We start from the raw sequence: 26,431 nt of genomic DNA on the forward strand, positions 1-26,431 counted from the left end.
TCAGATAATTATTTGAAAAATTGCAACCAAAAAAAAAAAAAAAAACTAAAAACTCTATTCTTTTTAAGAAAAAGTACCTGAATCACCTAACATGTATCTGTTAGTGGACCTAAAACTAAAATTAATTTTTTATTTCTATTTACATATTTATTAATATTTTATTAATTAATAAATCAACCTAATATAATAATTTGTCGATAACTATAAAAATCAGCTAGATGTTTAATAATTTCGAATTGAAGTTCTTTATCAATCCGTTCCTAGTTGTTTAAACTAATTTGAGGATCTAAATACTAGACATATTTATTATTAAGATATTGATATCGGATTTAATAAAATATTTTCAACAATGAAAGGTCAAATCATTATTTTGAAAAAAAGAATTGTTCGTTTAAATACTCTTTTCCTTTAAAAATTGCTGTTAACTTTATCTTAAATTTATTCAATAAATTTAATTGGTCTATAATATAAGTCATAGGGGGCTTTCTAATTAATTTTTGGTAATATCCTAACTATATAAGGAACCCCTTATTCTTTTATTTTCCCCAAAATTAAAACGTAATCAAAATAAATAATCCCCATTGAACTTCTCATAAAATACTATATAATTTAAAATGCAAGTTAAATTTTTTGGGATGAATATAACCATTTATTAAAAATATTTTTGAAAACTAGAAAAAGAGGAAAACTAATGGATAACAATTTTATAAAATATTACAATCAACTCATGAATGAAGTCAATTTAATTAATAATATTGAAAAAATTTCTGATACAAAAAAGGATTGACTTTATAGCTTAATAAGAAATTTAAAAACATTTAATACTAAGCAAGTTAAATTGCAAGAGCACGAAGGATTAATTTATCAAATTATGAAGGTAATTGATGAGAGTATGGAATTTATTCATAATCGTATTAGCAATGCTTTGAACGAATATCGTAAACTATATAGCCAATATTTTAAAGTTAATTTAGATATGCATCAGGAAAACACCCGCATCTTTGCTTATTGTGAAAAACAATTACAAGAAAATTACCACAATAAATTGCAAATATTAAACGATTCAATGATCAATTATTACTATTTAACTTACTTAAAAAATAAAATTGAAGAAACTTTAAAAATTATTAGTCTATCGGCCCGAACATTGTAAAAAGAATAAGCATAATAAGTTTTATAGTCCCCGACCTTGCTACAAATAATTAATGTTCAAATTTAAAAATGCTTTTATTTCAAACTGAAATAAAAGCATTTTTAAATATATTCCCAATTATGTTACTAAAAAACATTATCGCTACTTTTTTTATAATGTCAAAATTGTTCATCATCTCAAATTTTATTAATACTATGCTGATTTATGCGGACAAAAATAACAGACAAAGTAATACCTAAAATTGTTGAAACGGCAATTTGAATTGCATCATTAATTAATTCAGTAATCGCCACAGCAGTTCCAAATAAGAAATAACTATATAAGACATATCATAAGAGCATTAAACTACTACAAAAAATTGCCCCATAGCGCGTTAAAAATCGGGCTAAAAAATAAGTAATTAAAAACATTAAGACCCTAATTACAACTGAAACTGGAATAAAAATGAAACCCCCCGTGATAATATCAATAATCGTAACATACAAGACACCACTAATTAATAACATTGGACCTTTAATTAAAGTTATTAAAGCTAAAAATAAACCATCCGCTAATTGCAAAATCCCCTTCCCATTACCAATCCGAATAAACTGTGAAACATAAGCAATTGTAACTAACAGTGCCGTAATCAAGCCTGTTGTTACTAAATATTTTAAAGATTTTAAACGATACATATCTTTAAATAAAAATATTTCCTGGCATTATTTCTGGGGATGGGGTATGATAATAGTTCTTGGCGGGAGTTACTTTTTTACCTTCACGTTGTAAATGCGTAATTATGACATAACCATCTTCAACTTTAACTTTTACTCCTGTTTTTAAAACAGCAATAATTGTTCCATTAACTAAATCAACATCTTTTTCAATTAATGGTTCTTCAGCAACAATAACCTGATGAATCTTATAAATAACATTGACAACCGTTGTATAAGCAATTGGTCAACTATATAACCCCCGAATTTGATCATAAATTTTTTGTTTTGGTAAAAATCAATTGATCTTTTCTTCATCCCGCGTAATATTATAAGCAAATGTTGCTTGACTATCATCTTGTGGTGTTCCTAATAATTTACCAGTAATAATATCTAATAAGTATTTTTCAATCATTGTCCCTGCTAAAACCATTAAACGGTCATGTAATGTTGCTGTTGTCTCATCCGGAGTAATTGTTATTGCTTCTTGGGCATACATTTCCCCGGCATCCATTCTCTTAATCATTTTCATAAGCGTAATCCCTGTCTCTTGTTCACCATAAATGATCGCTTTATGAATTGGTGCTCCACCCCGTAATTTTGGTAATAATGAAGCATGAACATTAAGACAATTAATTCGGGCTAATTTTAGAATCCGTTCCGGAATAAACTGCCCATAAGCACAAGTAACAATGACATCCGGTTGTAATGCTTCTAATGTTGTATATAATTCATTAATTTTTTCGGGCTGAAAAATTGGAATTTGGTGAGCTAATCCAAATTCTTTGGTCGGTGAAAAGCGGATTGCTTGATGGCGCCCTACTTTGCGATCAGGTTGCGTCACAATCCCAATCAATTCGATGGCTGGTGCTAACTTCGTTAAGGCGGTGAGCACTGCGGTTGCAAAAATAGGCGTTCCCATAAAAATTACTTTATACCTTTGCATTTTCTTATCCTCCCTTTTCTAATGATACAGCTGTCATTAAATTAACAATATGTTGGTAAATTACCACCATTGCTAAAGTATCACGATTACAATATTTTAACATTTCTTCACGAAAGAAAGTCTTTCAAACTGTAAGGGGAATATTATTTTCAACACGGCGGCGAAAGATTTCACTTGCCATATCCCCTTTTTGCACTTTTAGAGCTTGATAAGTAAACTGATTATCAAACGCTGGTTGGGTTTTTTTAATGGAAGCAGAACCATAAAACTCTTTTTTATAAATCATAAAATCTTTAAAAAAATCCATCAGGTCAATTGTTTGATTCCGAATAATTGCTAATTTTTGTTGTCATTCTTGATACTTTATTATCATTGTTTGATCTTTGGTTTTACTAATTAAAATTGCTAAATAATGAATTAGTTCTGCTAACACTTTACATTCAAAACTTTTATAATAGGCAACATAAACTCCTGTTTCTGCTCGGAATAAATCCGTTAGCAAATGCTCAATTAACTCTAATCGTGGATCACCTTCCCCATCAGCTAGAAAAGCATAATGGTCCATTGTTTTTTCATCATGGTAATCAAAACTATTATTTCTAATTAAATGCACCGAATATTGAAACGGAATTTGTTGATAAGAATAAGAATAATCAAAGCGCGGTACCGCTGCTTTCATTGTTTCAAAATCGTACATATAAAGAGGATAATAATACCCTGCTAAGACGGCTTTTATTTTTTCAATTTGATTTGGATCAATAATGGGCACATTATCTTGTACTGCTTGAATTTGCCGTTGTTGCTTTACAGAAAATAAAATTGGATCTTTTTGCCGAGCGGATTGTTGAAAAGTAAATGGTAAAATAACATCCTTTAAACAGTCAATTTGTTCTTGGTACTTTAATAATGTTTTTTTTCCCATTCCTCGGGTTAATTCAAAAACACTATGGTGATCAGGTAAATAATCTGTGATATGTTGACAATAACCATAATGGTCACCTTTGCCATTAAAACATTGCTCTTGAACAAATAATGGTAACATTTCAGGAGCTGGTTTAGCCAAATAACTTTTAATTAAGGCTAAATCATCTGTAATTAAACGATTTTTTGCAACTCTTTTAACAAAATTTCCTGTTAACATTTGCTGACAAAATTCTAATAAAGTAACTGGCGGCAACGTTTTAGTTGGTAATTTATATAAATCTTGAAACATAAATAGTTCATAATCATCAATATCTCCAATGCGATAATATTCTGAATTCAAAAGCATTAAAGAAACCCGACTGATTGTTAAACCGACACCGGTTAAAATATAATATTGGTAAGCAACATCATAACCATACTCATCTTTAATTGGTTTTTCCACATACATTTGAAGTTCTTTATCATATTTCCGTCCTGTTGATGCTTTAACTTCAATAAGATGATAAGTACCATCGGGTAATTTCTTTAAGATATCACACTTAGTAATACAATTATTATAAATAAAAGAAGGTTCAAAATAAACATCATAATTTGGGTTAGCTAAGACTTCAGTTGTTTTCGCAAAGGCAATTTTTTTACTATAATGTTCTAAATTACAATAGTTATGATCACGCATAAAATATTCGCGTGCCCGTTGTCCAACTTCATTTCCATCCGCAATTGTTTCACCAGGATAAAATTCAATTGGAGCGACATCAATAGTTGGTTGAACATCATCACACGAATAACGGACATCATCACTATCCTTTTCATTTGCTTCCGCTGGTCAATATGTTTCTAATGCTAAATCATATAAACAAGGTGTTAATAATCCTGTTGCAACCGCTGTTTCATCATCATCACTACCAATAAAATCACTATCATTAATTTTGGCACTATTAATATTATCTTGCAAATCAAAAAAAACAGAAATTTTTTGGGTTGTTACTCATTCTTGGACTGTTTTTAAATTAACTCGTGATGCTAATGTTCACGCAATTTTTAAACACTTTTTAAAGCGTTTAAAGTCCTCTTTTTTTAATGTTATAACTGGCTCCATCTTGTTGCACTTCACTTTCGTTATTTGTTCCATTCTTCTTAAAAAATAAAGAAAATAAGATCACGCTTATTTTCTTGGGACAAACTTCTCAGGTTTTGGTTTCGGACGCTCATCAACAGGTAGTTGTCCTGCTTTACGCAATTTGCGTTCTTCTTCGCGGGTTTTAATCATTTCCGCACGATGTGCTTCATATTCTTTTTTTGCCGCAATTTTTGCTTCTTTTTTTTCGGCTTTTGTTAATTTAACTTTTTTTTCACTAACTTCAATTCGATGTTTTGTTTCCTCTAAATCAATTTCTTGATTAACAATTCATGTTGTTTCATATTGTTTTTTAGTAATTTTTTTTGAAATTCCCTCAATTTCAAATGCTTTTTGTTCTAAAAAAGCATTAGTTTTGGCTTCATAAATATCAACAATAACATCAAAGATATCGCGATACTTAAATTCTTTCCCCTTACGAGCAATAACTTTTTCATATTCCAAACGCAAGTTTTTTCGATTATCAGTTGCTTTAATATATTGTTTAATTTTATCTTTAACTTGTTTTTTTCGTTTTTCTCGCTCAAGACGTTGCGCTTTTCGTCCCATTACAGAAGAAACAATTGCAAAAATAATAACTGCAACTACAATTACTACTAAAATTACGTTCATTGTCATACTGCCACCTAGAAAATTTGACATTGTTATCTAAACTCCTTTTTTACTTTATTTATATTATGCACTATTGCCTTTGATTTTACAAATGTTTTCCAGTATCCCCGGACTTTTCAATGACATTAATTTAATTATTCAACAACATTATGATAAACATCTTGGACATCATCAACTTCATCAAACATATTTAACATTTTTGCAAATCGTTCAGCATCGTCTCCTTGTAATGTAATCCGTTCATGGGGAAGCATTGTAATTTCTGCCATTTGAAAAGTTGTAATCCCCGCTTCATCTAAAACTACTTTAACACTATTAAATGCTGTTGCTGGGGCATAAACAACAACTTGTCCATCTTCAGTAACAACATCAGTAATATCACAATTAGCTAATAACAATAATTCCAAGATTTCTTCAACTGTTTTCCCTTCAAATGCAAAAATTGCTAACGGATCAAATAAATGCACAACGGCACCATTAACCCCTAACTTTCCCCCAGTTTTAGTAAAACAATTGCGAACTTCAGCGACAGCACGATTAACATTATTTGTTAAAGTATCAATAATAATGGCACTCCCACCAGGTCCATACCCCTCATAACGAATTGCCTGGTATTTTTCATTATCATTTCCACTTGCTTTTTTAATTGCTCGGTCAATAACATCACGCGGAATTTGTTTTGATTTTGCTTTATCAATCGCATTTCGAAGCGCTAAATTATCAGTTGGATCTGTACCGCCCTCACGAGCTGCTAAATAAATTTCTCGTGCCATACGATTATATAATACTGCTTTTTTAGCCGCTGATGCAGCCATTGCTTGTTTCCGAACTTCAAATGCTCTTCCCATTTTTGCTCTCCTTATATCCTTATTTTTTTCTTATATATTATACAATAAAATATCATAAAGTTACTTATCATAAACCATCAAATAACCATTTTCATTCCCATAATATTGCGGAATTTTTCGCATAATTTGAAAACCATGATTTAGATATAACTTTTGTGCTGCTAAATTATGTTCATTTACTTCCAGAAAGATCTTATTAAAAGAAAAATTTTGTAACAGATAAATTAACATTTTTTGGCCTCAACCTTGTTGATGATAACATTTTTTAATAGTAAACTTAATAATTTCTAAATCATCCCCACTATGCATTAAAATAAAATAACCGAATAAATTATTATTAACTACTAACTTATAAACAAGATAATTAGAATCATTTATCATTTGAATAAAATTGCGATATTTATAATAGTGCTGAGGGTAATTTTCTTGTTCTAATAAAAATAATAATAACCCATCACTATTGTTAACTGGTGTAATTTTCATCATTATCCTAATGCTTTCTTAATGTAGCGTGGTTCTAACATAAAAATATCTGGTACTAAGTGAAAAAGCGGTTTTAACATTTGATAATTGTTTACAAAATCAATATCTTGCAAATCACTGCGAAATTGATAACCTGGAAATTGTTTACTAATTTCTAAACAAGTTTCATAATCAATAATTTGACTAGGAATTACTTCTTGACCATTGCTAAGAACAGCAAAATAACGTTGTCCACCTCGGGCATCTAACATTGAAACAACATTTTCTAACCCTGCTTGATATAATAAGGTATTAATCACCAAGACTTTAACTGCCGGATTAATTACCTTCACAGTTTTAACAATTGTCATTGGAATCCGAATCCCAGTATAACTACCTGGCCCTTCTGTTAAATAAAAATGATTAACATCTTTTAACTTAAGATGATGTTCTTTTAATAACTTGCTAATTGCCGGTAAAGTTTCTTCAGTATGACGACGCGCATTATTTTGATGAACTTTACCCAGGACCTTATTATCTTGTTCTAAAATTAAGGTTAAAAAATCAGTACTTGTATCAATAAATAAATTTATCATATTATTTATCACTTTCTAAGACCGCTTTTAATGCCAGATTTTTTGTTTTAATCGTAAAAAGTCGTTCTTGGGTATTAATGATAGTAATGTTAATTTTAATAATTTCATATTGCTCAATTAGATTTTTGCTAATTACGGGGGGCCATTCAATAATATTAATACTATCTGGGAAATAATCAAAATACATTGCTCACTCTTCTTCGTATTCTAAACCCAATAAACGATAACAGTCCATATGATTAACAAGAATATTTGTTGGTGTTACATATTGATTCATAATAATAAAAGTTGGCGAAGTAACACTTTGATCAACCCCTAAAGCAGCTAATAAATATTTCGTGAAAGTTGTTTTGCCGGCTGCTAATTCCCCTTCTAATAATAAACATAAATTAGGTTGTAAAAATGGTGCTATCTTAATAGCTAATTGTTTTGTTGCTAACTCATCTTTAACCATTATTTTCATATTATCCCACTTTCTATAAATAATTATATCTAGGAATTAATTATTGTGCTATACTTTCCAAAAAATATGTAATAATTAAAGAGCAGAAAAATAGAAAGGTTGTTATAAACTAATGAAAGATATTTTAATTATTGGCGCAGGTCCTGTTGGCTTATATGCTTGAAGTTGCGCCGGAATGTTAGGACTAAGTGGTTATATTATTGAAGGAAATGATAGCCCCGGAGGGCAACCATGAGAGTTATATCCCGAAAAAGCATTATATGATATGCCTGGTTTTCCGGAAATTAAAACAAAAACTTTTATTGAAAATTTAATGGCCCAAGTAAACAATAATAGTAATCAAATAACATATTTCGGTAAAACAAACATTTTAACAGTTGATGAAAAAAATAATGGTTTTACCGTCACTTTAACAACTAGCGAAATCCTTAATGTTAAAACAATTCTAATTACTACTGGCAATGGCGTTTTTACACCAATTCGGTTAGAACATCTTGATCCAAATCACGAATATAATAACTTGTGATATGCTGTTAAAAATTTAGAACCTTGCACTAATAAAAAAGTCATTATTTTAGGTGGCGGAGATAGTGCTGTTGACTGAGCAAATCATTTTGTTGAAGATAACATTACAAAAGATGTTACAATTGTTCATCGCCGTGAATTATATCGAGCTAAGGAAAGTAATGTCCAAAAATTACAAAAGAATAAGATTACGGAATTGAAACCTTACCATATTAAAAATGTTGATACCTCAGCAAATCAAATTATTGGTCTGACACTTGAACATGAAGATACTAAAGCCATTTTAGAATTAACTGGGGATTATTTTATTGTCCAATATGGCGCAAAAGTCGCCCCAACAATGTTACAACAATTTACTTTAGAGACAGCTCCTTTTCGAAAAATTATTATTCAACCAAGTGGTCAAACTAGTCATCCCCATATTTTTGCCGCTGGGAATACCGCTTATTATGAAGGAAAATACTATAATATGGTAACTGGGTTTGGGGAAGCAATAAATGCCTTATTTAATATTACGAAAATTATTCACGGCAATAAATATCATCCTGGTTACTTAAGCGATATTAAAAAATAATAATTTGAAAACTTTATTTCATTAAAATAAAAAAAATGGATTTAGAAAATCCATTTTTAACCTTTTAATTTATAAATTTCTTTAAATGGTTCATCTTCTCCCATTTTCTTTGTATTTTGTTGTAACGCTTCCTCACGTTCTCATAATTTTTGGTACGGCATTTCTGGTTCAGTCAGGGTAATAAAATCATCTTCATATTTTTTTTCCCGAATTTGCCGCATTTTATCTTGGCGTTTAGTTCAAATTCTTTGAACAATTGGTAATCGTAAGAATATCCCTCACACTGAATGTGGTGCTCATAAGATTGAATTAACAATAATAACAAATAATGAACCAAAAATTAATCCAAAAAACATATTTAATAGTTTTTGTCATCCTCAAATTGGGTCTAACTGATCATTATAAATTTGAACTGGGTTATATGTTTTTGTTAAAAATAAATAGTTAACTAAAATTGCAATTACAATTGGAATTAATAAAATCATTCAATTACGAAAGACCCCTTTAAAATTACTATTATATGTTAAAAATAATCAATTATAAAATCACAGGTATAAAAAGCGGAGCGCACTAATAAAACATGTCACAATTAAAATCCCATACAATGCTCCCGCAAGATCATTAACTAAAAAGCGGAAAATTAAAGCGGTAAAAAGACACAAAACAAAATTAATAAGGCCAATGACAAATGTTGGGACGGCAGTTTGTTTATAATTTGCTTTCGCATACACTAAGACATTAGCTGGTTCAGCCAAGACAATAAAAACTGAACTTAAAGCTACTAATAATGAAAAAGTTGGATGATAAAAAATATTTTTAAAAATAGCAATTTCTTGTGGTGTCCATGGATTTATTGTTGTTGCACTGTTGTTAATTTGTTCAATAATCTGCGGAGCATATAACGTTGTCACAAAATATGGCGATAAAATAAACTGGTTAACAAATAAAAAAGCCCCAATCATAAAAGCATAAGTTTCAAACTTAATATAACTATTTCAATCAATCCGACCATTTTTTGCGGTTCAAGCGGCAAAGAATTCACGAAACGAATTAATTAAAATCATCATAATACTACGAACTCCAACCGTAATTGTCATATATAACGACAAGGTTGATGATATCCGTAATCCTAATAATAAGGCGGTAATAATAACATGGCCATTAATTAATAATGTTTCACCAATATTTTTTAAAACAACAATATTACTTGATTTTACTAACTGCATATTATCTTTATGCCGAACAATCCGAATTCAAGGATAGTGTAATTTAACAAAAATAACAATTAAACTTCCTTTCATAATTGAATAACCTAAGAAAATTAAAAACACAAAAAGCGGATCAACAGTTTGTGAAATTAAGTAAAAAATTATAGAGTACGAAACTAAATCACAAATCATTAAAATTAGTCGACGGATATGATTATTTTGGTCAGCTTGCATTAAGTTTTCATAACAAGCAGTTCAAAATAAGGCAATTAAGTTTTTTGATCCAATAATTAAAATAATTAAAACCATTTTTCATAATGGATAAATAATTGTTTGATCATTTAATAAAATACTAAAATTATTTTCAAACAAAAAAGTATAAGCACTATAACCAAGTGCAATGGCCGCCAATAAAATTACACCAATAATACCAGAAATCTTATATTGGTGTTTCGCCGTATTAACCATTTCATTAGCTTTAATTCAATCTTTTTGTAATAATGGTTTTATCAAAAAAATAACAGTAATTGCTCCTAAGCCACCTTCAACAGTTCCTAAGAATGAAACAATCGCAATACTATTCTTTACAAACCCATTTAACTGCGACCCATAACTACGAATTAATAAATACATTAAAATAAATTGGAACGCAGTACCAATTAATGAAGTAAAAGCACCAATTAAAATACTAATAATTCCTTTTCTTGTTGACAATTACTTCACCTCTTTCATTTTGCTGATATTATTATTTTATAATATTTTCTGAAATTTTAATAACCTTTTCATTTAAATATTCTAAATGCTCTGGCAAGCTATGAAATGTCAAAGTTGTTGCATATAACGCAATCATATATTCTTTTGTTATTTTTTTTGCCCCATATTTAACATCGTTAACAACCGGATGCTGTAAATAACTTAATGTTGCACGAATCTGATGCTTGCGCCCTGTTCCTAACATTACTTCTAATCATACTGTTGTGGTGGTTCTTTTAAGCACTTTAAAATAAGTTTGCACTTGTTTACTATGCGGTTGGGCCGTTGTCCCAAAAATCATTTTTTGTTGAATTTCATCTTTTCTTAAGTAACCTGTCATCGTAAATTGGTCCGCTGTAATAATTCCTTCACATTGGGCAAGATATTTTTTTTCAATGTATTCTTTTTGATTAATTTTTGCTAATAATAAATCTAAACTAATTTTATTTTTAGCATACAATACTAATCCTCGTGTTAACTTATCTAATCGATGTAAGTGCGAAATAACAAATGATTGATCATCTTGGGGATGATATGCTTGCTTTTGCCTTAAATATGTTTGTACCATTCCATCTAATGAAACATGAAAATTTGAATGCATCTCAACGCCATGCGGTTTATCAACAATTAAAATATTATCATCTTCATAAACAATTACTAATTCTTTTCCGTTTGAAGTACTATCTCCTATTTGCTGTTGACGGGTAGTTACAACTAAATTCTTATCAAAGATTAAAATTTGATCTCCTAACTGTAACTTATAATTTCGTTCTTTTACCACTTTATTATTTACTTTAATTTTTTTATTACGAAATAATTTATAAAGAACTGATAATGTTGTTGTTTGAAGCATTTTTTTCATAAAATTAAAAATAGTTTGATTAACATCATTGTCCTTAACAGTTAATGTAATAATTGTTTTTTGTTCCATAATTTCACCCAATATTGTTTTCTAACAATATTATATAATGAAATTTTAATTATATCCCAAGAAAAAACATTCTAAATAAAGTTTAGAATGTTAATTTACTTTCTTTTCTTCGCTTCAACTTTTAAGACATTTTCTTTTATCTCATTAATTTCAGCAACATCAGTGATTTCATTAAATAAATGATATAACAAATAATTCTTTTCCTTTTCTTTTGTCGCAAAATGTTCTTCAATAAAAGCTGCTGTTTCATCAATTGTTGTCATTAATTGATATGCAGTTTTGGTATCAACACTATTCGTCAATAATGGTTTTTTTACCAAAGTCGGTAATTGTGTTACAAACATATAATCTTCCAATGCTCTTTCTTTTTCAGTATAATAAAAGATCCGAAAGGCACTAACTTTTGCTCCAATTGTTTTAATTGCATTACGTACTGCAGTCACTTTTGTCGACAACATATTTTTAATAAAGACTGCAATAATAACAGTGATTGTCCCAATTGGAATAATAATTGCTAAGATTAAATCTAAGTCGACCCCAAATTTTGTCGCAAACATTGCTTTAATTAATGTATAACCATTTTGAACTAATAAAACCGTTACAAAAAATGTGAAATTAGTTGCTTTCCATCATTTGTGTGGCACTAAAACTTCAGTTTTTTTATTTAAAACATATCAGAAGAAATATGAGGTTAGCACTAAGAAAATTCCATATGCTAAACTAATTAAGGTTGTTAAAAAATTAAAGAAACTAAAAATAATTGTTAAACTTGTTAAAAAGTTTAAATACATACGTGGATTAAAAATAACATAATCATTTGGAAAATTTGTTGATAATCCATAACGTCATTCAAAACTACGACGTTGCGCTAATTTAATAATTATCACAACATAATAGCATAATGCAATTAGAGCAATCATCGCAGTAATAAATAAATATGAATATGCCATATTAATATTTGTTACCCGTTGATTTCAAGCAACATTCCAATTAGTTACACTATTATTTGGTCCAAAGAAATTAAAAGATAACATTGAAAAATCAATTAATGGATATTCAATACTCATTAAACTCTTATATTTCTCCTGTATTTCATCTTGCAGTAATTTTCCTGAAATAATGTCTGCTAAAACTTGTGAAACATTATTTTCATTATTAACTCGTTAACGCTCATTAATAAATAAAACTAAAAATGTAATAATAATTGCAGTAAAAATAATTCAAAAAATCATTGAAACTAAATACTGGCCCCCAACTAAACCGGTTGGTTTTTTATTTCTTGTCACTAGTATCACCCTATTTTCTATTTATTTAAAAAATAAAACTATAATTACTATATAAAGTTAGATTTGATATTATTTTGATAGTTAAATGTTAATTTTTATACTACCGTGATTATAACAAAAATATTAATAAATACAATCACAAAAGTTAATCAAATCATAATAAAAATTTAAGCCTATCTTTTTGCAAAAAATCCCATTTTTTGATTCCAAAATTCTTATACTATTTAGTTAAATATCTACAAAATTAAGTTTCTATAATTTTCTAACTAAATAGAATTTTAAAATAATTTTTATAACTAATAAGTCATCATAATTTTTGATACTTTGTCCAGAAAAAAACCAAATATATACTTGGTGTACTTCTTTTCTTAATCTTATATTTAACAGAATTAAATAAGATAATAAATGCTAAATTAAATATATTAGTAAAAAATAGAAAATTTTATATGTACTATAATTTCCTACACCACAAATAAAATATTTTGACAAATAAATTATTTATCAATTAAAAATCAAGCATTCCATGGTTTATTAGCTATACCATCATTTGCTCCATATGCTCAATAGAAAATTGAATCTCATCTTGTTTCTCCAAATGAAAATGCTAAACAAAATGATCCGCCATCCACACTCATAATAATTTTATCTTTCACATAATTGTGTGTACTAGCTTTAGTATCATTAATTAAATTATGAATGCTAAATAAATCAATATCGGGCAGCCATCTTGAATCAGGATTATTTTTAAAATTATCCAATAATTTTTTTATAATAGTGCTTTTACTATTAATATTTTCATATAAATCTGAGAAAAGATCTTTGACATGAAAAATACTTGAATTATCAATTGCAATTTTCCATTTATTTTCCCCTTTTCTTTTACGAATATCAACTTGGTAAAACTGATGAAAAGCAACAATAATTTTTCCAAAATTAAGTAATTTTTTATCTAGCCCCCCCCTCTCTACTAATTAAAATATTACTTTCAAAAATCTTATTTTCACTTGTTAAATTTCCTGATAATCTTAAACCATAAATACTAATATAATTTAAATTAATATTTAATTTTGCTAAAATCATATTTTCTTGATCAACATTAAAAACTGGCAAATTAGCTTTATAATCTTTAACAAAATTCTCAGCTGTTAAACCAGGTGGATTGATACATTCACCGGCCCACAGTGCTGGCTGATAATTACCTAAATCAAGGGTTCTAACAATTTGACCAGAATTCTCAGCGGTAATTGCTGCCGCCACAATTTTTATTAGTCTATTATTTCCATTGCTGTCAAAAACAATTCCTTGCTTGACATTATTTTCAATTTTAGTGTCATCTCTAATAGCATTTGTTAAATTTCTAACAAAAATATTTTCTAACTGCGTTGAATCACGAGTATAATTAACTTGAAAATTATTATAAATTGAACGGAAATCAGAATTTTTATCTACAATGACACTTGTATAATTTTTAAAAAAGTTATTTAGGATTTGACTAATCTTTTGGATTACACCTTTTAATAAATTATCAATTTTTTTGGGATCATTAGAAATCAAAAAAGAAAGCGTAAAAGGGATATCTTGTTCTAAATTCTTATACGATAATTTTAAAACAAAACTATATTCTAATTGAACTGCCTTAACATTGGTAATATCGTCTGATGTTATTTTTTTAATTTCGTCTAAGTTAACATAATTTAAAAAAAACTTATCTCTATCTTTTTCCCAAGTTAAGGGTTCACTATTTGGAAAGAAATTTGAATATTCATTTTTAATTTTAAGATTAATATTGTCAAAAATTGATTTAAAACCATTTGTAATAATAACAATTCCATCTTTATATTTTTCAATTGAATCAGAAATCTCTATTTTTAAGTTTTCTGCTGTAGCTTCATCATAAAAAGAATCAAATTGAGGTTGTAATTTTGAATCCCTTAAGTTTGCTGAATTACCATATTGGTTAATATTGTTACTTACTTTAAGTAACAATATTAAACATAGTTACCATATCAGTTTGTAAATTATTGTTATCATAATCAATGACATCAACATTTTTAGCTTTACAACTAATAATTGAAGTAGTTGCTGTTCCAGTCAAAATAATAGTTCCTAAGATACTTAGTAGTTTTTTCATTGTTTTCACCTTTGATATTTTTAAAAATATAAATAAATTATATAATAATTCATTATTAATAGCAATTTATATCTTATCCCATCCCCGGTAATCTCTTCATAGGATTGTTTTTAGTACCAATAAATATTATTGTCTCAAATATTATTAAAAATGTTTTTAACAATATAATTTCAAATAGCAAAATGAATATTTTATGATTATGTATAAAAGATTAAACTGCTTTAATTTCTTTTACTACAGTTATAAAAAACAAAAAGAGCAATTAACAATTTTAAAGAAGTTTAAAAAGAATTGCTCAATTTATTTTTAATAATTAATATTAAAATTATATTTTTTTAATTTCATATTTATTGTCACTAAATCAATAAAATGGCATATATCATAATGACGATTGTTTAAAATTAGTATCTATATTTCCAAATAAAAATGTGCCATCTATTCCACCGGCATGATATACCAAATAATTATCACCATTATAGACAAATTTCTTTTCTCCCCACCCAAGAGTACTACATATGAATTCAAATAAATCAATATCTGGCATTTTTTTTGCTATATCAGAATTTTTAAATATTTTAAATAAAGTTTTTGGAACGGAATAATTGTTCATTCCTTCGCTTACTATTTCATCAAAAGCTGTTTGATTTACTTCAAAAATATAGTGCTTTTCGAAAGATACATTATAAAATTTTAAAAAAGCAATAATTAAATTACCAAAATTAGTTAATTTTTTATCCAAATCATTTTCCAATAAAGTAACATTTGTTTCAAAAACAACTTTTTCACTATTTTTAATAACACCATTTAATGTCATTCCATAAATATTAATATAATTTAGTTTCAAATTAAAGGTAGCTAAATTTAAAGAATTGTCTTGTAATTTATTTAAATTTGAAACTATTTGTTCTTTATATTGTTTAATAAAATCTGTAACTTTGGCACTATTTGGATTATTCCCACCTCATTTTGTTAATTCACTTTTTTCGGCAATATCTTTTGTATTATAATAAAATCCTTTATCATAAATATCCTTAAATAAGGTACTTGTTGTATTAATAAATGAAGTGTTTGGATAGGTTAAGATAAATTGGACAACAATAATGTAGAGTAAATATTTATAATTAAATTACAATGGAGGTGTAATTATGGCAAAGAATCATTATACCGATGAATTTAAGCAACAAATTGTTGGTCTTTACAAAATGGGTCAAACTCCTGAACAATTAGCCAATGATTACCAAATTGGTAAATCTACTGTTTGGAAATGAGCTCACCAATTTAGTAACTCGGACTCATTTAAAGCTAAAGACAATAGAACGCCAGAAGAAAACCAATTAATTCAATTACGTAAAAAAGTTAAACAATTAGAAATGGAAAATGACATTTTAAAGCAAGCAACACTGATAATCGGCAAAAAATAGCAATCATTAAAAATAACAAAGCAAAATATCCAATTATTAATTTATGTAAAACATTGAAATTGGCTAGATCAACATATTACTATCAATTAAAAGCAAATAATCCCAAGAATAATCAAAACATTGATAATGCTGTTATCAGTATTTTTCTAAAAAGTCGTAAAAATTATGGAACAAGAAAAATTAAAATCATGCTAGCTCAGCAAAATATTATATTATCTCGTGTAAAGATTAGTAAAATAATGAGAAAATATAACTTAATTTCAAATTATACAAAAATCAAATACAAACATTCAAATACAAACATTCAAATACAAGCAATGTTACATATAAATATAATAATTTATTAAATCAAGAATTTAATAATTATAAACTACATGAAGTTGTTGTCAGTGATTTAACATATGTTTTTATTAATAATAAATGATATTATGTTTGCTTTCTAATTGATTTATTTAATCGTGAAATTATTAGTTATGATGTTAGTTTACACAAAAATGCAAAATTAGTTAAAAATACCTTTAATAAACTTAACTTTACATTAAATGATATTAAAATATTTCACACTGATCAAGGTAGTGAATTTAACAACAATCTTATTTATAACTTTTTAACTAAAAATAACATTCAAAAGTCTTACAGTAAACCAGGTTGTCCTTATGACAATGCTGTTGCGGAATCAACATACAAAATTTTTAAAACTGAATTTATTAAAAATAATAAATTTAAAAACATTGAGCAGTTTAAATTAAAATTATTTGATTACATTAATTGGTACAATAATATTCGAATTCATAGCAAACTAAATTATTTAACACCAGTACAATACAGAAATTATTACTCTACATAAAATTTGTCCAAAAAACCCTTGCCATTCCATTCATTTAAATTAATTTTTTTAATAGTATCTAATCAATTTATTAATTTATCTTGAAAATAATTTAATGTACCATCATTTAATTTTTCAAATATATCAAAATTATTTGTCATATTAAAATTTCTATCATATTCTTCTGGAGATGTTAAAGTTTTGAAATTAACATTGTATTTAAAATCAAAATCAACTCTAACCGCTTTAACTTTATCAATGTTATTAATTTTTAAATCTAATTTTTTATCTATTTCCGCTAAATCAATAAAATTGATTTTAATTGTAACATCAGATTTATCAAAACTTAATGGAACAGAATCTAAATAATAATTTGGATACTCATCAATAATTTTTTGGTTTGTGTTATCAAAAATATTTTGAAAAATATTCAAAAAATAATCAATAACATATTTTTGATCTTTATTTTCACTTTTCAAAGTCAAACTAGGATTATCTTTATTAACTCATTGATATGTTTTTGATAAATCAGAACTATCTCCTAAAATATCTTTTTTAAATAAGAATTTATCAAAATCTTCTTTTGCAATGGCAGCAATTTTATTTAAATTTTGAATGTCCGTGCTTGCTGATGGACCGTTATCTGTATGATTTTTATTGCAAGCAATAACATTGCTTGCTCCCACTGCTGTTAAACTAAATGCTGTTAATAAGCTTAATAGTTTTTTCATAGTTATTTCCCCTTTAATATTTTTAAAATATAACTAAATTATATTTTAAATTTTCATTCGCTAAAATTTCTATTTTATTTCTTTTCTTTAAATTTATAGCTGATTAATTGCTCAAATAACAGTAATATGGATAATTTATTTTCCAAAACAATCCGTTTAAATTTTTCATATTTATCAGGCAATAAAGTTAAAATAATATACTTTTTTCCACCTTTATTGATTTTTAATGTTTTTTTATTTTTATACTGTCTCAAAATAATTATCTTCATTTTATAAACTGTTAATTACATCTTTTCCTATTACTCCTATCTTACTTTGTGAAAAAATACTTTTTCTTTCTGCCATGTTTATATTACACCTTTTATTGGGATTTCACCACCAATAATAAAATATCATTAAAATATTGATTTCCTTCTTTTTTTAAATTTAACAATTAGAATGGCAGTTATTTACCAAACATTAAATACTTGTTTTTTCTAATTTCTTGTGATGGTATAATTATTTTTAAATTATTTTCTGTAATTTCATTAATAATATCTTTTGAAATTGAATATGCATATAATCAGCAAAAAGATTATACACATTGGAAACGGGAATTTACTAAAATAATAAATAAAAAGAAGTTACCCTTCAAGCAACTCCATTTTTGTTTAAACTAATTCATCAAATCCCCTATTTTTTATTATCTTTATAATCCTTCTGCCTTAATTAATACAATAGTTTTAAAATAATTTATTTAACTTTATAAATTTCTAAAGCTTTTTTTGTTGAAGTCTTATAATCCACAATTTTGTTAATTGTCGGACGATCCTTTAAGAATTTGTTACAATAAATTAATTTTGGATCATATTTTTGTTGTTGTAACTCCGGATTAAAAATCCGAAAAAATGGTTGGGCATCAAAACCTGTCCCTGCTACCCATTGTCAAGAACATTGATTTATAATTGGATCATAATCTATTAATTGCTGAGCAAAATATTGTTCTCCTTGCCGTCAATCTATTTGCAAATTCTTAACTAAAAAAGAAGCACATACCATTCTTGCTCGATTATGTAATAATCCTGTTTCTTTCAATTCTTTCATTCCAGCATCAATAAAATCAAACCCCGTTTCACCGTCTTTTCATTTTTGAAATCATTCTGGATTATTTGTTCAGTTAATCGCTAATTTTTTATTTCAATTTTCACTAAAATGTCATTGTTGATGCAATTGAGCATTATATGTTACTTGGTAATAAAAATCTCGTCATGCCAATTGACGCGCCAAAGCGTTATCAAAAATTCCAAATTTTTTAATACTTCACAGATAACATTGACGAATTGATATAACCCCAAATTTTAAAGCCGTACTAATTTTCGCTGTATTATGCTCTAAACCAACAAAATCACGATTCTGGTGATATTTTTGATCTAGCCGAAATATTGCTGTTTTTACTTTTTCAAACTCTAACGGCAAATTAAAATCACTAGATCTAATATTTGCAATATCCAATAAAATATCAATATTTTTTAATTGTTGCGGAGAAAAATCTTTTACCTTATAAGTAGTAATAGGATTTTTGCTAAAATTTAACTTTAATTTATTCCAGAATGGCGTAAAAACAATGTAATATGAATTCTGACTAGTTTTTATAATCCCTGGTACTGCCAATAAATAATCATCAAATTCCCGATAAATAAAATTATGTGTTTTAGACAATTCACGCATTTTTCTGCCTCGATCAATAGCAAACGGAGTATAATCCCGATTAGTATATATCTTATTAATTTTATACCCCTGATCTAGCAAAAATTTAATTCCCTGTTGTTCACTTTCACTTTTTAGAAAATTAACATATACCTTTTTATTTAACTGTTTTAAACAATGAACCATTGCTTCAAAACTACGCGGGGAAAAATAATTATTATCTTTTACTTGTTCTTTTGTAAAAATAAATAGTAAATAAATCTTATCTTCTTCCTTTGCTAATTGCGCAAGACCAAAATTATCTTCAATTCTAAAATCTCGATGAAAGATAAAAATGTTCATTGGTAACAACTACTTTCTAATTATTTTTTATTATTATACTATAAAAGAGCAATTACTCTATACAAAAAGACTTTAATTTTGTCGAAAACTCTTGATATTTATAGAATATATCTAATTTTAGGTATATTTTTAATATATAGAGGTAAATAATTGATGGAAAAAATAATTACAGAATTAAAAAACAGTTTTACAGATGATCAATTTTTAGAATTTGCTGAAAAAATAAAAAAAGAAGCAGAAGTAATCAAAAAACAAAAACGTTTAAATGAAATTGATCAAAAATTTAGAGATAAAGGCATTATATGTCCTGATTGTAAATCTTATCATTGTGTTAAAAATGGTCATAATCCCGAAGGAAAACAAAAATATTTATGTAAAAAATGTCGTGCTAGTTTTGATGCTTTTCGTCATCATTTTACTTATTGAAGTCATTTAAATTATGAACAGTGAAATTTATTAATTCAAATTTCATTATTAGGACAATCTAGTAAAATAATTTCCCGTTTTATTAAAACAACACCAAAAACTGCTTGATATAATCGTCAAAAATTAATGCAATCAAAACAATTAGAAAATACTCAATTATAATTTAAAAAATTAAATGGTCAAATCCAAATTGATGAAACTTTTATTAAAGAAATCCATAAAGGTAATTTTAAAGATAAATTTGATAAACGAAAAACTCATCTTGATCCATTTTCAACTAATACCAAATGCTGTATTCAAATGGTAGTTGATAGCAATAATAATATTTTTGTTCAATCCACCAATACCAAACGATTACAAAAACAATGAATTATTGAAAATATGAATAAGCAATTAATTAAAGAAAAATCAATAATTATTTCTGACATGCAACCATTATATTTATTAGTAGCAAAACAAACAAATTCTACTCTATATTCTACCAAAACTAGTACAAACCCTGATACTAGTTATCGAAAGTTAAATAAGATTAGTAAATTACAATCGAGTCTTAAAGAAGCCTTAATTCATTATCATGGTTTGGGTTTCACTAATATTCAAAATTATTTAAATCTATGAAAATGAAAATACCAACATAAAGGTTTAACACCAAAACAACAATCAACGGTATTATATTTTAACGTTTAAAAAATTTAAAGCAAAATCATAATCTTACACAAAATTAGTTTTCAAATTGTCATATTGATGATTTTTTTTATTTCATCAAGAGTTTTCGACAAAATTAAAGCAAAAAGATATTAAACTCCTTGTTTTAGTTAATTTAATCTATTTACTATCAAATACAATATTAATATTGTAAACAAAACTTGATGAAAATAGATAATAAATAATAAATTAATTATGTATTATTGATAATTTCTATAGTTAAGTAACTACTAATTACAATATACAAATTAAAGCTTTGTTAAATTTATAAAAGTAATTTTAATCATTTTTAAAAATCAAGTAAGGGGCGTTGCCCCCTGTCGCTACGCAACATTCACCCACTAGTAAGGTGGTGTGGTGGTTTATCCACGCACCACCTTACTAGTTTTAATAACAATATTATATACTAAAAATATCGTAATAGACCATTAACCATTGCTAACACCAAAATAGAACTTAACATAATCTTAAATGTAATATCAAAAGCAAACAAATTACCAATATTATTAAATAAATCTGTTACATTACCAAATACATGTACTATACCAAGAACAAAATTATAAACATCTTTCATACCAGGCAAATTGTTAACTAATCAAATACCTGCATTCTCAACGTGACAAGCAACATTATACCAACTACAATTTTTATAAGGTATATTCCAAATATCACCACCATTAATCTCATTGTTTCAATCACTAGAATTATAAAGACTAAAATTAAAACCATTAATTGAAATAGAACTACTTGCAATATTAGTAGTATTAAAAGTAATTAAATTAAAACCTTGATACTTTGAGTTATCTGTCATATCTAAAAACTTTATTCATTGAGTATACAAATCATTATTAGAAGGTAATATGTCAGTTTGATATTGTCAATTTGAAAAAAAGAATAATAATTTTGGTTAACATTTATATTATAAGCATTATACAAATTAACTCTTGGGTTTAAATAAGTTTCTAATGAATCAGGAAATCGTAAAATATTAAAAAGCATTGATTTTGGATATAATAAAAAACCATTTTTTACAAAAAAAACAAAACCAGTATTAGAACCAGAAGAATTAAAATAAATAAATTCTTTAAAATTAGAAATATCAAATATAACTCTCAAAACATTAGAATAAAAATAATCTAAAAGTTGAAAAAAACTTTGTAAAGAAAAAGTATCCTGCTTAATATCATTAATAAAATATTGAGAATTAAAGCTTTTAATAATATCATTATTAATTAAATTTTTATAATTAGAGTTAAAAATTAAATAATTCAAATCAAAATGTCTATAACTTTGATTAGCAACAATAGGAAAAAATAAATATTGAATTATATCAATATTAAAAATAAAATCATATTTTATATCATTTTTATAAACAGAAATTTTTAAAAATCGCCCAGTATTATCACTATCTAAAATTAATTTTCCTTGTCAACTCTTAGAAATATCCTGTGAATTTCAAGTAATTTCATAGCTCCTATAATTAATTTTAAATTCATTAAATCAATAATTACTATCGTTTTTGTCAACACTTTCACCTTCTCATTTTCCCAAATCAATACCAAAACTAAATGCATAATTACTAGGATCTAAACCTTGCATAAAATAATCTTGTCGTAACATCAAAGAAGATTGAAAATCATATTCATTTGCTTTTGCATAAGTCAAATCAGTAAAATTATCATTATTTTTTAAGTCAAATTTATAAACATTATTAAAATAATTTGTAGTTATAGTACCACAAAAAAGAAATAATCAGCCAAACATTAAATAAAAAATAAAAAATATATCTAATAATCGTTTTTGCATTATTTTAACCTCCTTAAACAATAAAAATAATTCTAATACCCATAATAATAATTCCAAACGCCATATATAACTGAAAAATAGGGTGTGTTGCAATAATAAATAACTGTGCCACTAATTTATAAAAATCATTAACAGACTCTAAATAATATTTAACAGTAGCAAAACCCAAATCTGTTGCCATTACAATATTAGCAATAAAACCAAAACCAACAGTTAAACCAATAACAAAGAAAAATATCAACTTTACCATTATTTATCATTATCCTTACTACTACTTTTAGAATTATTGCTAATATTTTTAACTCCATTAGATATTTTTTTACTTGCTTGTAAAGAAGAACGAGAAACTGAACTTAAACCACGAGAACTATTAACTAATAAAAAAATTACATTTATAACACCACCAATTACTCATAAAACAAACAAAGGAATATCTGTACCAGGCAATTTTAATGCTCACATTCAATCCATAATTTTCATAAAAATATCAACTACAACATTAATAGCACCATTTCATACATCATTAGCAAGTAAATTAATCATTATCTAATTCCCCCAAATTTTTTAATAAATGTTCCATACCCATCTCTCGCAATTCATTAATAGTAATATCTTTTTTAACAATACTAGGTCAATTTTGCTTAATATAACTTGGTACTTTATCATTTTTTAAATCACGCACAAATTTTAAATATTTACTATCATACTGACTTGCAATAGATAAAGGAATTGTTATTTTAACAAAATTAATTCCTAAATCTTTATTAGATTTTTTGCGAACTCTTTTACCGTTTGCAGTTCGTTTAACTGTTTCAGTTTTTCAAACTAAATAATCGTCTATATCATCAAAAAAACCTATTTTCATTTTAAAATACGGAAAAAATATACTAGGTTTAATACATTGCATAGGAACAATAATCATATTAGTAATTTCCCTATATTCAATTCAATTTTGATTAATTCTCTGACCAGCAAAAATAATATTATTATCAAACTGTCTACATAATAAAAAATAAGGAATTAAACCGCTAAATTTTTTATTATTCTCATCAGGTCTAGCACCATTCATATATAAAAAAATTTCATCGAATAAAACCAAACTATCATTTGGAGGTATCTTATAATTTTTATTTTTAAAGTCTAAATGATTTAAACCTAAAACTCCTATTTTTTCATCATTAATAAAATAATTAGAATAAACATTATCAAATTTAGCAATTTGAGATAAATAAGTCATTAATAAAGTTTTACCAGTACCCAAAGCACCATTAATAATTGAAATTGGACTACCTTTAACAATTTTAACTAATTTTCTTGTCTGAAAAAAATTACTAAATAAACGTCAGAAAAAAATAATATCAAAAATTACTAAAAAAATAAAAAGAATAATATCCAAAACTGAGGTAGAACTAAAATATACAAATTGTAAATTGAAACAAACAATAAAAAGATAAAAAAAATATTTACCATAAATCAGCTTACATATCAATAAGAAACTTTAATATTTTTTTGCCTTCTAAACAAATTAAAATAATTTTTAAACATAACTACACCACCAAACTTATAGTTTTATATAAAATAAATATTGATAATCAAATTAAGAAAAATACTACCAATCAAACACCTATCATTATCACTGAATAAGTAATATCATCAATAGAACTACCAACAAAGTTATTAATTTCAGCTTTAGGAATAAAATAAAAAATCTGCAAAAGTCCTTGATATACTCGTTGCAAAAAAATATTTCAATCCATTATTTTATCCACCTAAAAATGCAACTTAAAATTAAAAACAACATACCAAAAACCAGTATCAAAAATACAACAAATATAACAACATCTAAAATAATAGGATGATTAACACCAAACATTATATTCATAAATTGATAATATAAATCTCATACACTTTACATTTTCTTACATTCCTTTCATAAATGTTAATTACTAAAATTAAGGTTAGAATTTATCACAAATATTAGTATCCGTGAATTAATTTTCTGATTGTTTCAATTCCCAAAACAACAAACATTAAAACTAATGGAATAATTAATAACATATGTGATCCTAAAAAACTAATAAATCAGTTTGTAAAAGCAATCGCCCAATCAGCAAGAATACCAGCAAAATCTGCTATCTGCTTAATAACACTTGCATCAGGGTTATCTTCAAATAAATTTACATTCATATAAAACTCACTCCTTAAATACTAATAATTCATAATAAAACCTTGGCAATTTCTAACCTTAATTTTAGTAATTAACATTAAAAACTAAAATCAATTTTTATACTTGCCAAGGTATTTGATTGATATTAACTTATTCAACAGATTTATCTGCTTTTTTAATTTTTCTTTTTCCTCACTCCTTAAATTCTACTTTTTTAGAACAATGCGGACAAATTAAATATTTATTTTTAAATTTGAATATTACATTGATTGTTAAAAAAACTAATAGCATTAACATTGTAATTACTAAAATAATTGTTGCAAATACAGTCATTAATTATCATCCTCCTTTTTTTCTAATTCCAATTTTTTAATTAATAAATAATTTATCTTATTTTGTAATTCTGCATTTTCTAATTTTAATTTACTAGTTCTCCTTGTAAAAAGAAAATGGTCAAGTAATAAAATAGTTAAATCACTAAACAAAATAACTATAAATAAAGCTAAATAAATATCTGCCATTTAACAACCACCACCTTCTATATTTAACATATCATTTTTAACTTGTTCTACTAATAACTTAAAATGTCGTTCTTCCATAATACCAATATCAATAACTTTATGAATAAGATACAATTTAATTGCTTTTTTTAAAATAAATAATGGTATTTTAGTAGGTAAACATTGATATATAACATTAACTAAATATTTTAATCGTTGTTTATATAACTTAGTTTGTTTTTTCATTATTTATCCTCCTTACTAGGTAATTTGTCATAATCTGAATTATCTTTTAAAGCTCAAAATAATTTACATTTATTTTTACAGCTGTAAGTTAAATTACACTTATCACACCCAAAAGTGTAAAGTATAAAATCTTCTTTAAATAATTGATTTTTTTCTAACTCAACAAATAACTCTTCTAATTCATCTAATAAAATGTTGTATTCTTTTGATTTTAATTCTTTTAAAATTTCTTTAATTCTTTTCATTATTTAACCTTGAATAATATTGATTAATTAAAATTTGATTATTATTAACACAATATCAGCAATAATTAGAACCTTGTTTCCAAATAGT

At 26.0% G+C, this 26,431-nt stretch carries 37 protein-coding genes; 7 read left to right on the forward strand and 30 right to left on the reverse strand.

All coding sequences use genetic code 4. From position 1 onward, the window contains the following. The first annotated feature begins 691 nt into the window (after window positions 1-691). Window positions 692-1,153 (forward strand): hypothetical protein, encoded by a 462-nt coding sequence (locus ACQH24_RS05290; protein WP_425379582.1) that lies wholly within the window; start codon window positions 692-694, stop codon window positions 1,151-1,153. Between the two features lie 125 nt (window positions 1,154-1,278). Here ACQH24_RS05290 and ACQH24_RS05295 read toward each other — a convergent pair whose 3' ends face one another. The 8 genes from ACQH24_RS05295 to tsaE form a co-directional block, all read right to left on the reverse strand. Beyond that, window positions 1,279-1,827 carry a hypothetical protein gene (locus tag ACQH24_RS05295; RefSeq protein WP_425379583.1) on the reverse strand — a complete coding sequence of 183 codons (549 nt, stop codon included), beginning with the start codon at window positions 1,825-1,827 and terminating at the stop codon, window positions 1,279-1,281. A 4-nt stretch (window positions 1,828-1,831) separates the two neighbouring features. Beyond that, complete coding sequence (gene fmt, locus ACQH24_RS05300) at window positions 1,832-2,791, reverse strand: methionyl-tRNA formyltransferase (protein WP_425379584.1); 960 nt, start codon at window positions 2,789-2,791, stop codon at window positions 1,832-1,834. Window positions 2,792-2,795: 4 nt separating this feature from the next. Continuing rightward, complete coding sequence (locus tag ACQH24_RS05305) at window positions 2,796-4,814, reverse strand: DUF2779 domain-containing protein (protein WP_425379585.1); 2,019 nt, start codon at window positions 4,812-4,814, stop codon at window positions 2,796-2,798. A 66-nt stretch (window positions 4,815-4,880) separates the two neighbouring features. Then, complete coding sequence (locus tag ACQH24_RS05310) at window positions 4,881-5,495, reverse strand: hypothetical protein (protein WP_425379586.1); 615 nt, start codon at window positions 5,493-5,495, stop codon at window positions 4,881-4,883. A 104-nt stretch (window positions 5,496-5,599) separates the two neighbouring features. Further along, a complete protein-coding gene (locus tag ACQH24_RS05315) occupies window positions 5,600-6,313 on the reverse strand; it encodes a YebC/PmpR family DNA-binding transcriptional regulator (RefSeq protein ID WP_425379587.1) in 714 nt (237 codons plus the stop codon). Window positions 6,314-6,373: 60 nt separating this feature from the next. Continuing rightward, on the reverse strand, window positions 6,374-6,799 hold the full coding sequence (locus ACQH24_RS05320) for a GNAT family N-acetyltransferase (RefSeq protein WP_425379588.1): 426 nt from the start codon (window positions 6,797-6,799) through the stop codon (window positions 6,374-6,376). Next, complete coding sequence (gene tsaB / locus ACQH24_RS05325; protein ID WP_425379589.1) at window positions 6,799-7,371, reverse strand: tRNA (adenosine(37)-N6)-threonylcarbamoyltransferase complex dimerization subunit type 1 TsaB; 573 nt, start codon at window positions 7,369-7,371, stop codon at window positions 6,799-6,801. Before tsaB ends, ACQH24_RS05320 begins: the two co-directional genes overlap by 1 nt. Window position 7,372: 1 nt before the next feature. Then, a complete protein-coding gene (gene tsaE, locus ACQH24_RS05330) occupies window positions 7,373-7,834 on the reverse strand; it encodes a tRNA (adenosine(37)-N6)-threonylcarbamoyltransferase complex ATPase subunit type 1 TsaE (RefSeq protein WP_425379590.1) in 462 nt (153 codons plus the stop codon). Window positions 7,835-7,946: 112 nt separating this feature from the next. Here tsaE and ACQH24_RS05335 point away from each other — a divergent pair, with 112 nt between their 5' ends. Beyond that, a complete protein-coding gene (locus ACQH24_RS05335) occupies window positions 7,947-8,933 on the forward strand; it encodes an NAD(P)/FAD-dependent oxidoreductase (protein ID WP_425379591.1) in 987 nt (328 codons plus the stop codon). Window positions 8,934-8,989: 56 nt separating this feature from the next. Here the strand turns inward: ACQH24_RS05335 and ACQH24_RS05340 are convergent, their stop codons facing one another. From ACQH24_RS05340 to ACQH24_RS05375, 8 genes are all read right to left on the reverse strand, one after another. Beyond that, window positions 8,990-10,855: a transporter gene (locus ACQH24_RS05340; RefSeq protein WP_425379592.1), complete on the reverse strand. Its 1,866-nt coding sequence runs from the start codon at window positions 10,853-10,855 to the stop codon at window positions 8,990-8,992. A gap of 31 nt (window positions 10,856-10,886) precedes the next feature. Next, the gene (locus tag ACQH24_RS05345) at window positions 10,887-11,825 is read right to left on the reverse strand and encodes a pseudouridine synthase (protein WP_425379593.1); all 939 of its coding nucleotides are present in this window, start codon (window positions 11,823-11,825) and stop codon (window positions 10,887-10,889) included. 95 nt (window positions 11,826-11,920) lie between these two features. Then, a complete protein-coding gene (locus ACQH24_RS05350) occupies window positions 11,921-12,892 on the reverse strand; it encodes a hypothetical protein (RefSeq protein ID WP_425379594.1) in 972 nt (323 codons plus the stop codon). 96 nt (window positions 12,893-12,988) lie between these two features. Further along, complete coding sequence (locus ACQH24_RS05355) at window positions 12,989-13,111, reverse strand: hypothetical protein (RefSeq protein WP_425379595.1); 123 nt, start codon at window positions 13,109-13,111, stop codon at window positions 12,989-12,991. 494 nt (window positions 13,112-13,605) lie between these two features. Beyond that, on the reverse strand, window positions 13,606-13,869 hold the full coding sequence (locus ACQH24_RS05360; RefSeq protein ID WP_425379596.1) for a hypothetical protein: 264 nt from the start codon (window positions 13,867-13,869) through the stop codon (window positions 13,606-13,608). Between the two features lie 187 nt (window positions 13,870-14,056). Continuing rightward, window positions 14,057-15,097, reverse strand: a complete 1,041-nt coding sequence (locus ACQH24_RS05365) for a hypothetical protein (protein ID WP_425379597.1) — start codon at window positions 15,095-15,097, stop codon at window positions 14,057-14,059. Then, window positions 15,087-15,242 carry a lipoprotein gene (locus ACQH24_RS05370; protein WP_425379598.1) on the reverse strand — a complete coding sequence of 52 codons (156 nt, stop codon included), beginning with the start codon at window positions 15,240-15,242 and terminating at the stop codon, window positions 15,087-15,089. Before ACQH24_RS05370 ends, ACQH24_RS05365 begins: the two co-directional genes overlap by 11 nt. A 325-nt stretch (window positions 15,243-15,567) precedes the next feature. Next, window positions 15,568-16,056 (reverse strand): hypothetical protein, encoded by a 489-nt coding sequence (locus ACQH24_RS05375; protein ID WP_425379599.1) that lies wholly within the window; start codon window positions 16,054-16,056, stop codon window positions 15,568-15,570. A gap of 331 nt (window positions 16,057-16,387) precedes the next feature. On the opposite strand from ACQH24_RS05375, the gene ACQH24_RS05380 reads away from it, so the two are divergent. The 3 genes from ACQH24_RS05380 to ACQH24_RS05390 are packed head-to-tail and all read left to right on the forward strand — an operon-like array spanning window position 16,388 to window position 17,510. After that, the gene (locus tag ACQH24_RS05380; RefSeq protein ID WP_425379600.1) at window positions 16,388-16,663 is read left to right on the forward strand and encodes a transposase; all 276 of its coding nucleotides are present in this window, start codon (window positions 16,388-16,390) and stop codon (window positions 16,661-16,663) included. Between the two features lie 59 nt (window positions 16,664-16,722). Next, the gene (locus tag ACQH24_RS05385; RefSeq protein WP_425379601.1) at window positions 16,723-17,010 is read left to right on the forward strand and encodes an IS3 family transposase; all 288 of its coding nucleotides are present in this window, start codon (window positions 16,723-16,725) and stop codon (window positions 17,008-17,010) included. Then, window positions 17,007-17,510, forward strand: coding sequence for an IS3 family transposase (locus ACQH24_RS05390; RefSeq protein WP_425380699.1), 504 nt, complete (start codon window positions 17,007-17,009; stop codon window positions 17,508-17,510). The genes ACQH24_RS05385 and ACQH24_RS05390 overlap by 4 nt, the downstream gene beginning before the upstream one ends. Here the strand turns inward: ACQH24_RS05390 and ACQH24_RS05395 are convergent. From ACQH24_RS05395 to ACQH24_RS05405, 3 genes are all read right to left on the reverse strand, one after another. Further along, window positions 17,498-18,220: a lipoprotein gene (locus tag ACQH24_RS05395; protein WP_425379602.1), complete on the reverse strand. Its 723-nt coding sequence runs from the start codon at window positions 18,218-18,220 to the stop codon at window positions 17,498-17,500. The genes ACQH24_RS05390 and ACQH24_RS05395 overlap by 13 nt on opposite strands. A 74-nt stretch (window positions 18,221-18,294) precedes the next feature. Further along, complete coding sequence (locus tag ACQH24_RS05400) at window positions 18,295-18,489, reverse strand: hypothetical protein (protein ID WP_425379603.1); 195 nt, start codon at window positions 18,487-18,489, stop codon at window positions 18,295-18,297. 463 nt (window positions 18,490-18,952) lie between these two features. Next, the gene (locus ACQH24_RS05405; protein ID WP_425379604.1) at window positions 18,953-20,248 is read right to left on the reverse strand and encodes a cryptochrome/photolyase family protein; all 1,296 of its coding nucleotides are present in this window, start codon (window positions 20,246-20,248) and stop codon (window positions 18,953-18,955) included. Between the two features lie 153 nt (window positions 20,249-20,401). On the opposite strand from ACQH24_RS05405, the gene ACQH24_RS05410 reads away from it, so the two are divergent. Both ACQH24_RS05410 and ACQH24_RS05415 read left to right on the forward strand, forming a co-directional pair. Then, on the forward strand, window positions 20,402-20,836 hold the full coding sequence (locus ACQH24_RS05410) for a transposase (RefSeq protein WP_425379605.1): 435 nt from the start codon (window positions 20,402-20,404) through the stop codon (window positions 20,834-20,836). Window positions 20,837-20,887: 51 nt separating this feature from the next. Then, window positions 20,888-21,361, forward strand: coding sequence for a hypothetical protein (locus tag ACQH24_RS05415; RefSeq protein WP_425380688.1), 474 nt, complete (start codon window positions 20,888-20,890; stop codon window positions 21,359-21,361). A 424-nt stretch (window positions 21,362-21,785) separates the two neighbouring features. Here ACQH24_RS05415 and ACQH24_RS05420 read toward each other — a convergent pair whose 3' ends face one another. The 11 genes from ACQH24_RS05420 to ACQH24_RS05470 form a co-directional block, all read right to left on the reverse strand. Then, complete coding sequence (locus ACQH24_RS05420; protein WP_425379606.1) at window positions 21,786-22,190, reverse strand: spiroplasma phage ORF1-like family protein; 405 nt, start codon at window positions 22,188-22,190, stop codon at window positions 21,786-21,788. Between the two features lie 11 nt (window positions 22,191-22,201). Then, a complete protein-coding gene (locus ACQH24_RS05425) occupies window positions 22,202-23,185 on the reverse strand; it encodes a DUF3688 domain-containing protein (protein WP_425379607.1) in 984 nt (327 codons plus the stop codon). A 13-nt stretch (window positions 23,186-23,198) separates the two neighbouring features. Beyond that, window positions 23,199-23,435 carry a hypothetical protein gene (locus ACQH24_RS05430; RefSeq protein ID WP_425379608.1) on the reverse strand — a complete coding sequence of 79 codons (237 nt, stop codon included), beginning with the start codon at window positions 23,433-23,435 and terminating at the stop codon, window positions 23,199-23,201. After that, entirely contained in the window at window positions 23,435-23,728 is a 294-nt protein-coding gene (locus tag ACQH24_RS05435) for a hypothetical protein (protein ID WP_425379609.1), read from the reverse strand. Before ACQH24_RS05435 ends, ACQH24_RS05430 begins: the two co-directional genes overlap by 1 nt. Continuing rightward, the gene (locus ACQH24_RS05440) at window positions 23,721-24,674 is read right to left on the reverse strand and encodes a hypothetical protein (RefSeq protein WP_425379610.1); all 954 of its coding nucleotides are present in this window, start codon (window positions 24,672-24,674) and stop codon (window positions 23,721-23,723) included. The genes ACQH24_RS05435 and ACQH24_RS05440 overlap by 8 nt, the downstream gene beginning before the upstream one ends. Window positions 24,675-24,732: 58 nt before the next feature. Beyond that, the gene (locus tag ACQH24_RS05445) at window positions 24,733-24,942 is read right to left on the reverse strand and encodes a DUF2649 family protein (RefSeq protein ID WP_425379611.1); all 210 of its coding nucleotides are present in this window, start codon (window positions 24,940-24,942) and stop codon (window positions 24,733-24,735) included. Between the two features lie 220 nt (window positions 24,943-25,162). Beyond that, entirely contained in the window at window positions 25,163-25,372 is a 210-nt protein-coding gene (locus tag ACQH24_RS05450) for a hypothetical protein (protein WP_425379612.1), read from the reverse strand. 130 nt (window positions 25,373-25,502) lie between these two features. Next, window positions 25,503-25,685, reverse strand: a complete 183-nt coding sequence (locus ACQH24_RS05455) for a hypothetical protein (protein WP_425379613.1) — start codon at window positions 25,683-25,685, stop codon at window positions 25,503-25,505. Then, window positions 25,685-25,873 (reverse strand): hypothetical protein, encoded by a 189-nt coding sequence (locus tag ACQH24_RS05460; protein WP_425379614.1) that lies wholly within the window; start codon window positions 25,871-25,873, stop codon window positions 25,685-25,687. The genes ACQH24_RS05455 and ACQH24_RS05460 overlap by 1 nt, the downstream gene beginning before the upstream one ends. Continuing rightward, window positions 25,874-26,098, reverse strand: coding sequence for a hypothetical protein (locus tag ACQH24_RS05465; RefSeq protein WP_425379615.1), 225 nt, complete (start codon window positions 26,096-26,098; stop codon window positions 25,874-25,876). Beyond that, window positions 26,098-26,343, reverse strand: a complete 246-nt coding sequence (locus ACQH24_RS05470; protein ID WP_425379616.1) for a hypothetical protein — start codon at window positions 26,341-26,343, stop codon at window positions 26,098-26,100. Before ACQH24_RS05470 ends, ACQH24_RS05465 begins: the two co-directional genes overlap by 1 nt. Between the last annotated feature and the right edge of the window lie 88 nt (window positions 26,344-26,431).

This window comes from Spiroplasma endosymbiont of Stenodema calcarata (assembly GCF_964031205.1).
Classification (GTDB): domain Bacteria; phylum Bacillota_I; class Bacilli_A; order Mycoplasmatales; family Mycoplasmataceae; genus Spiroplasma.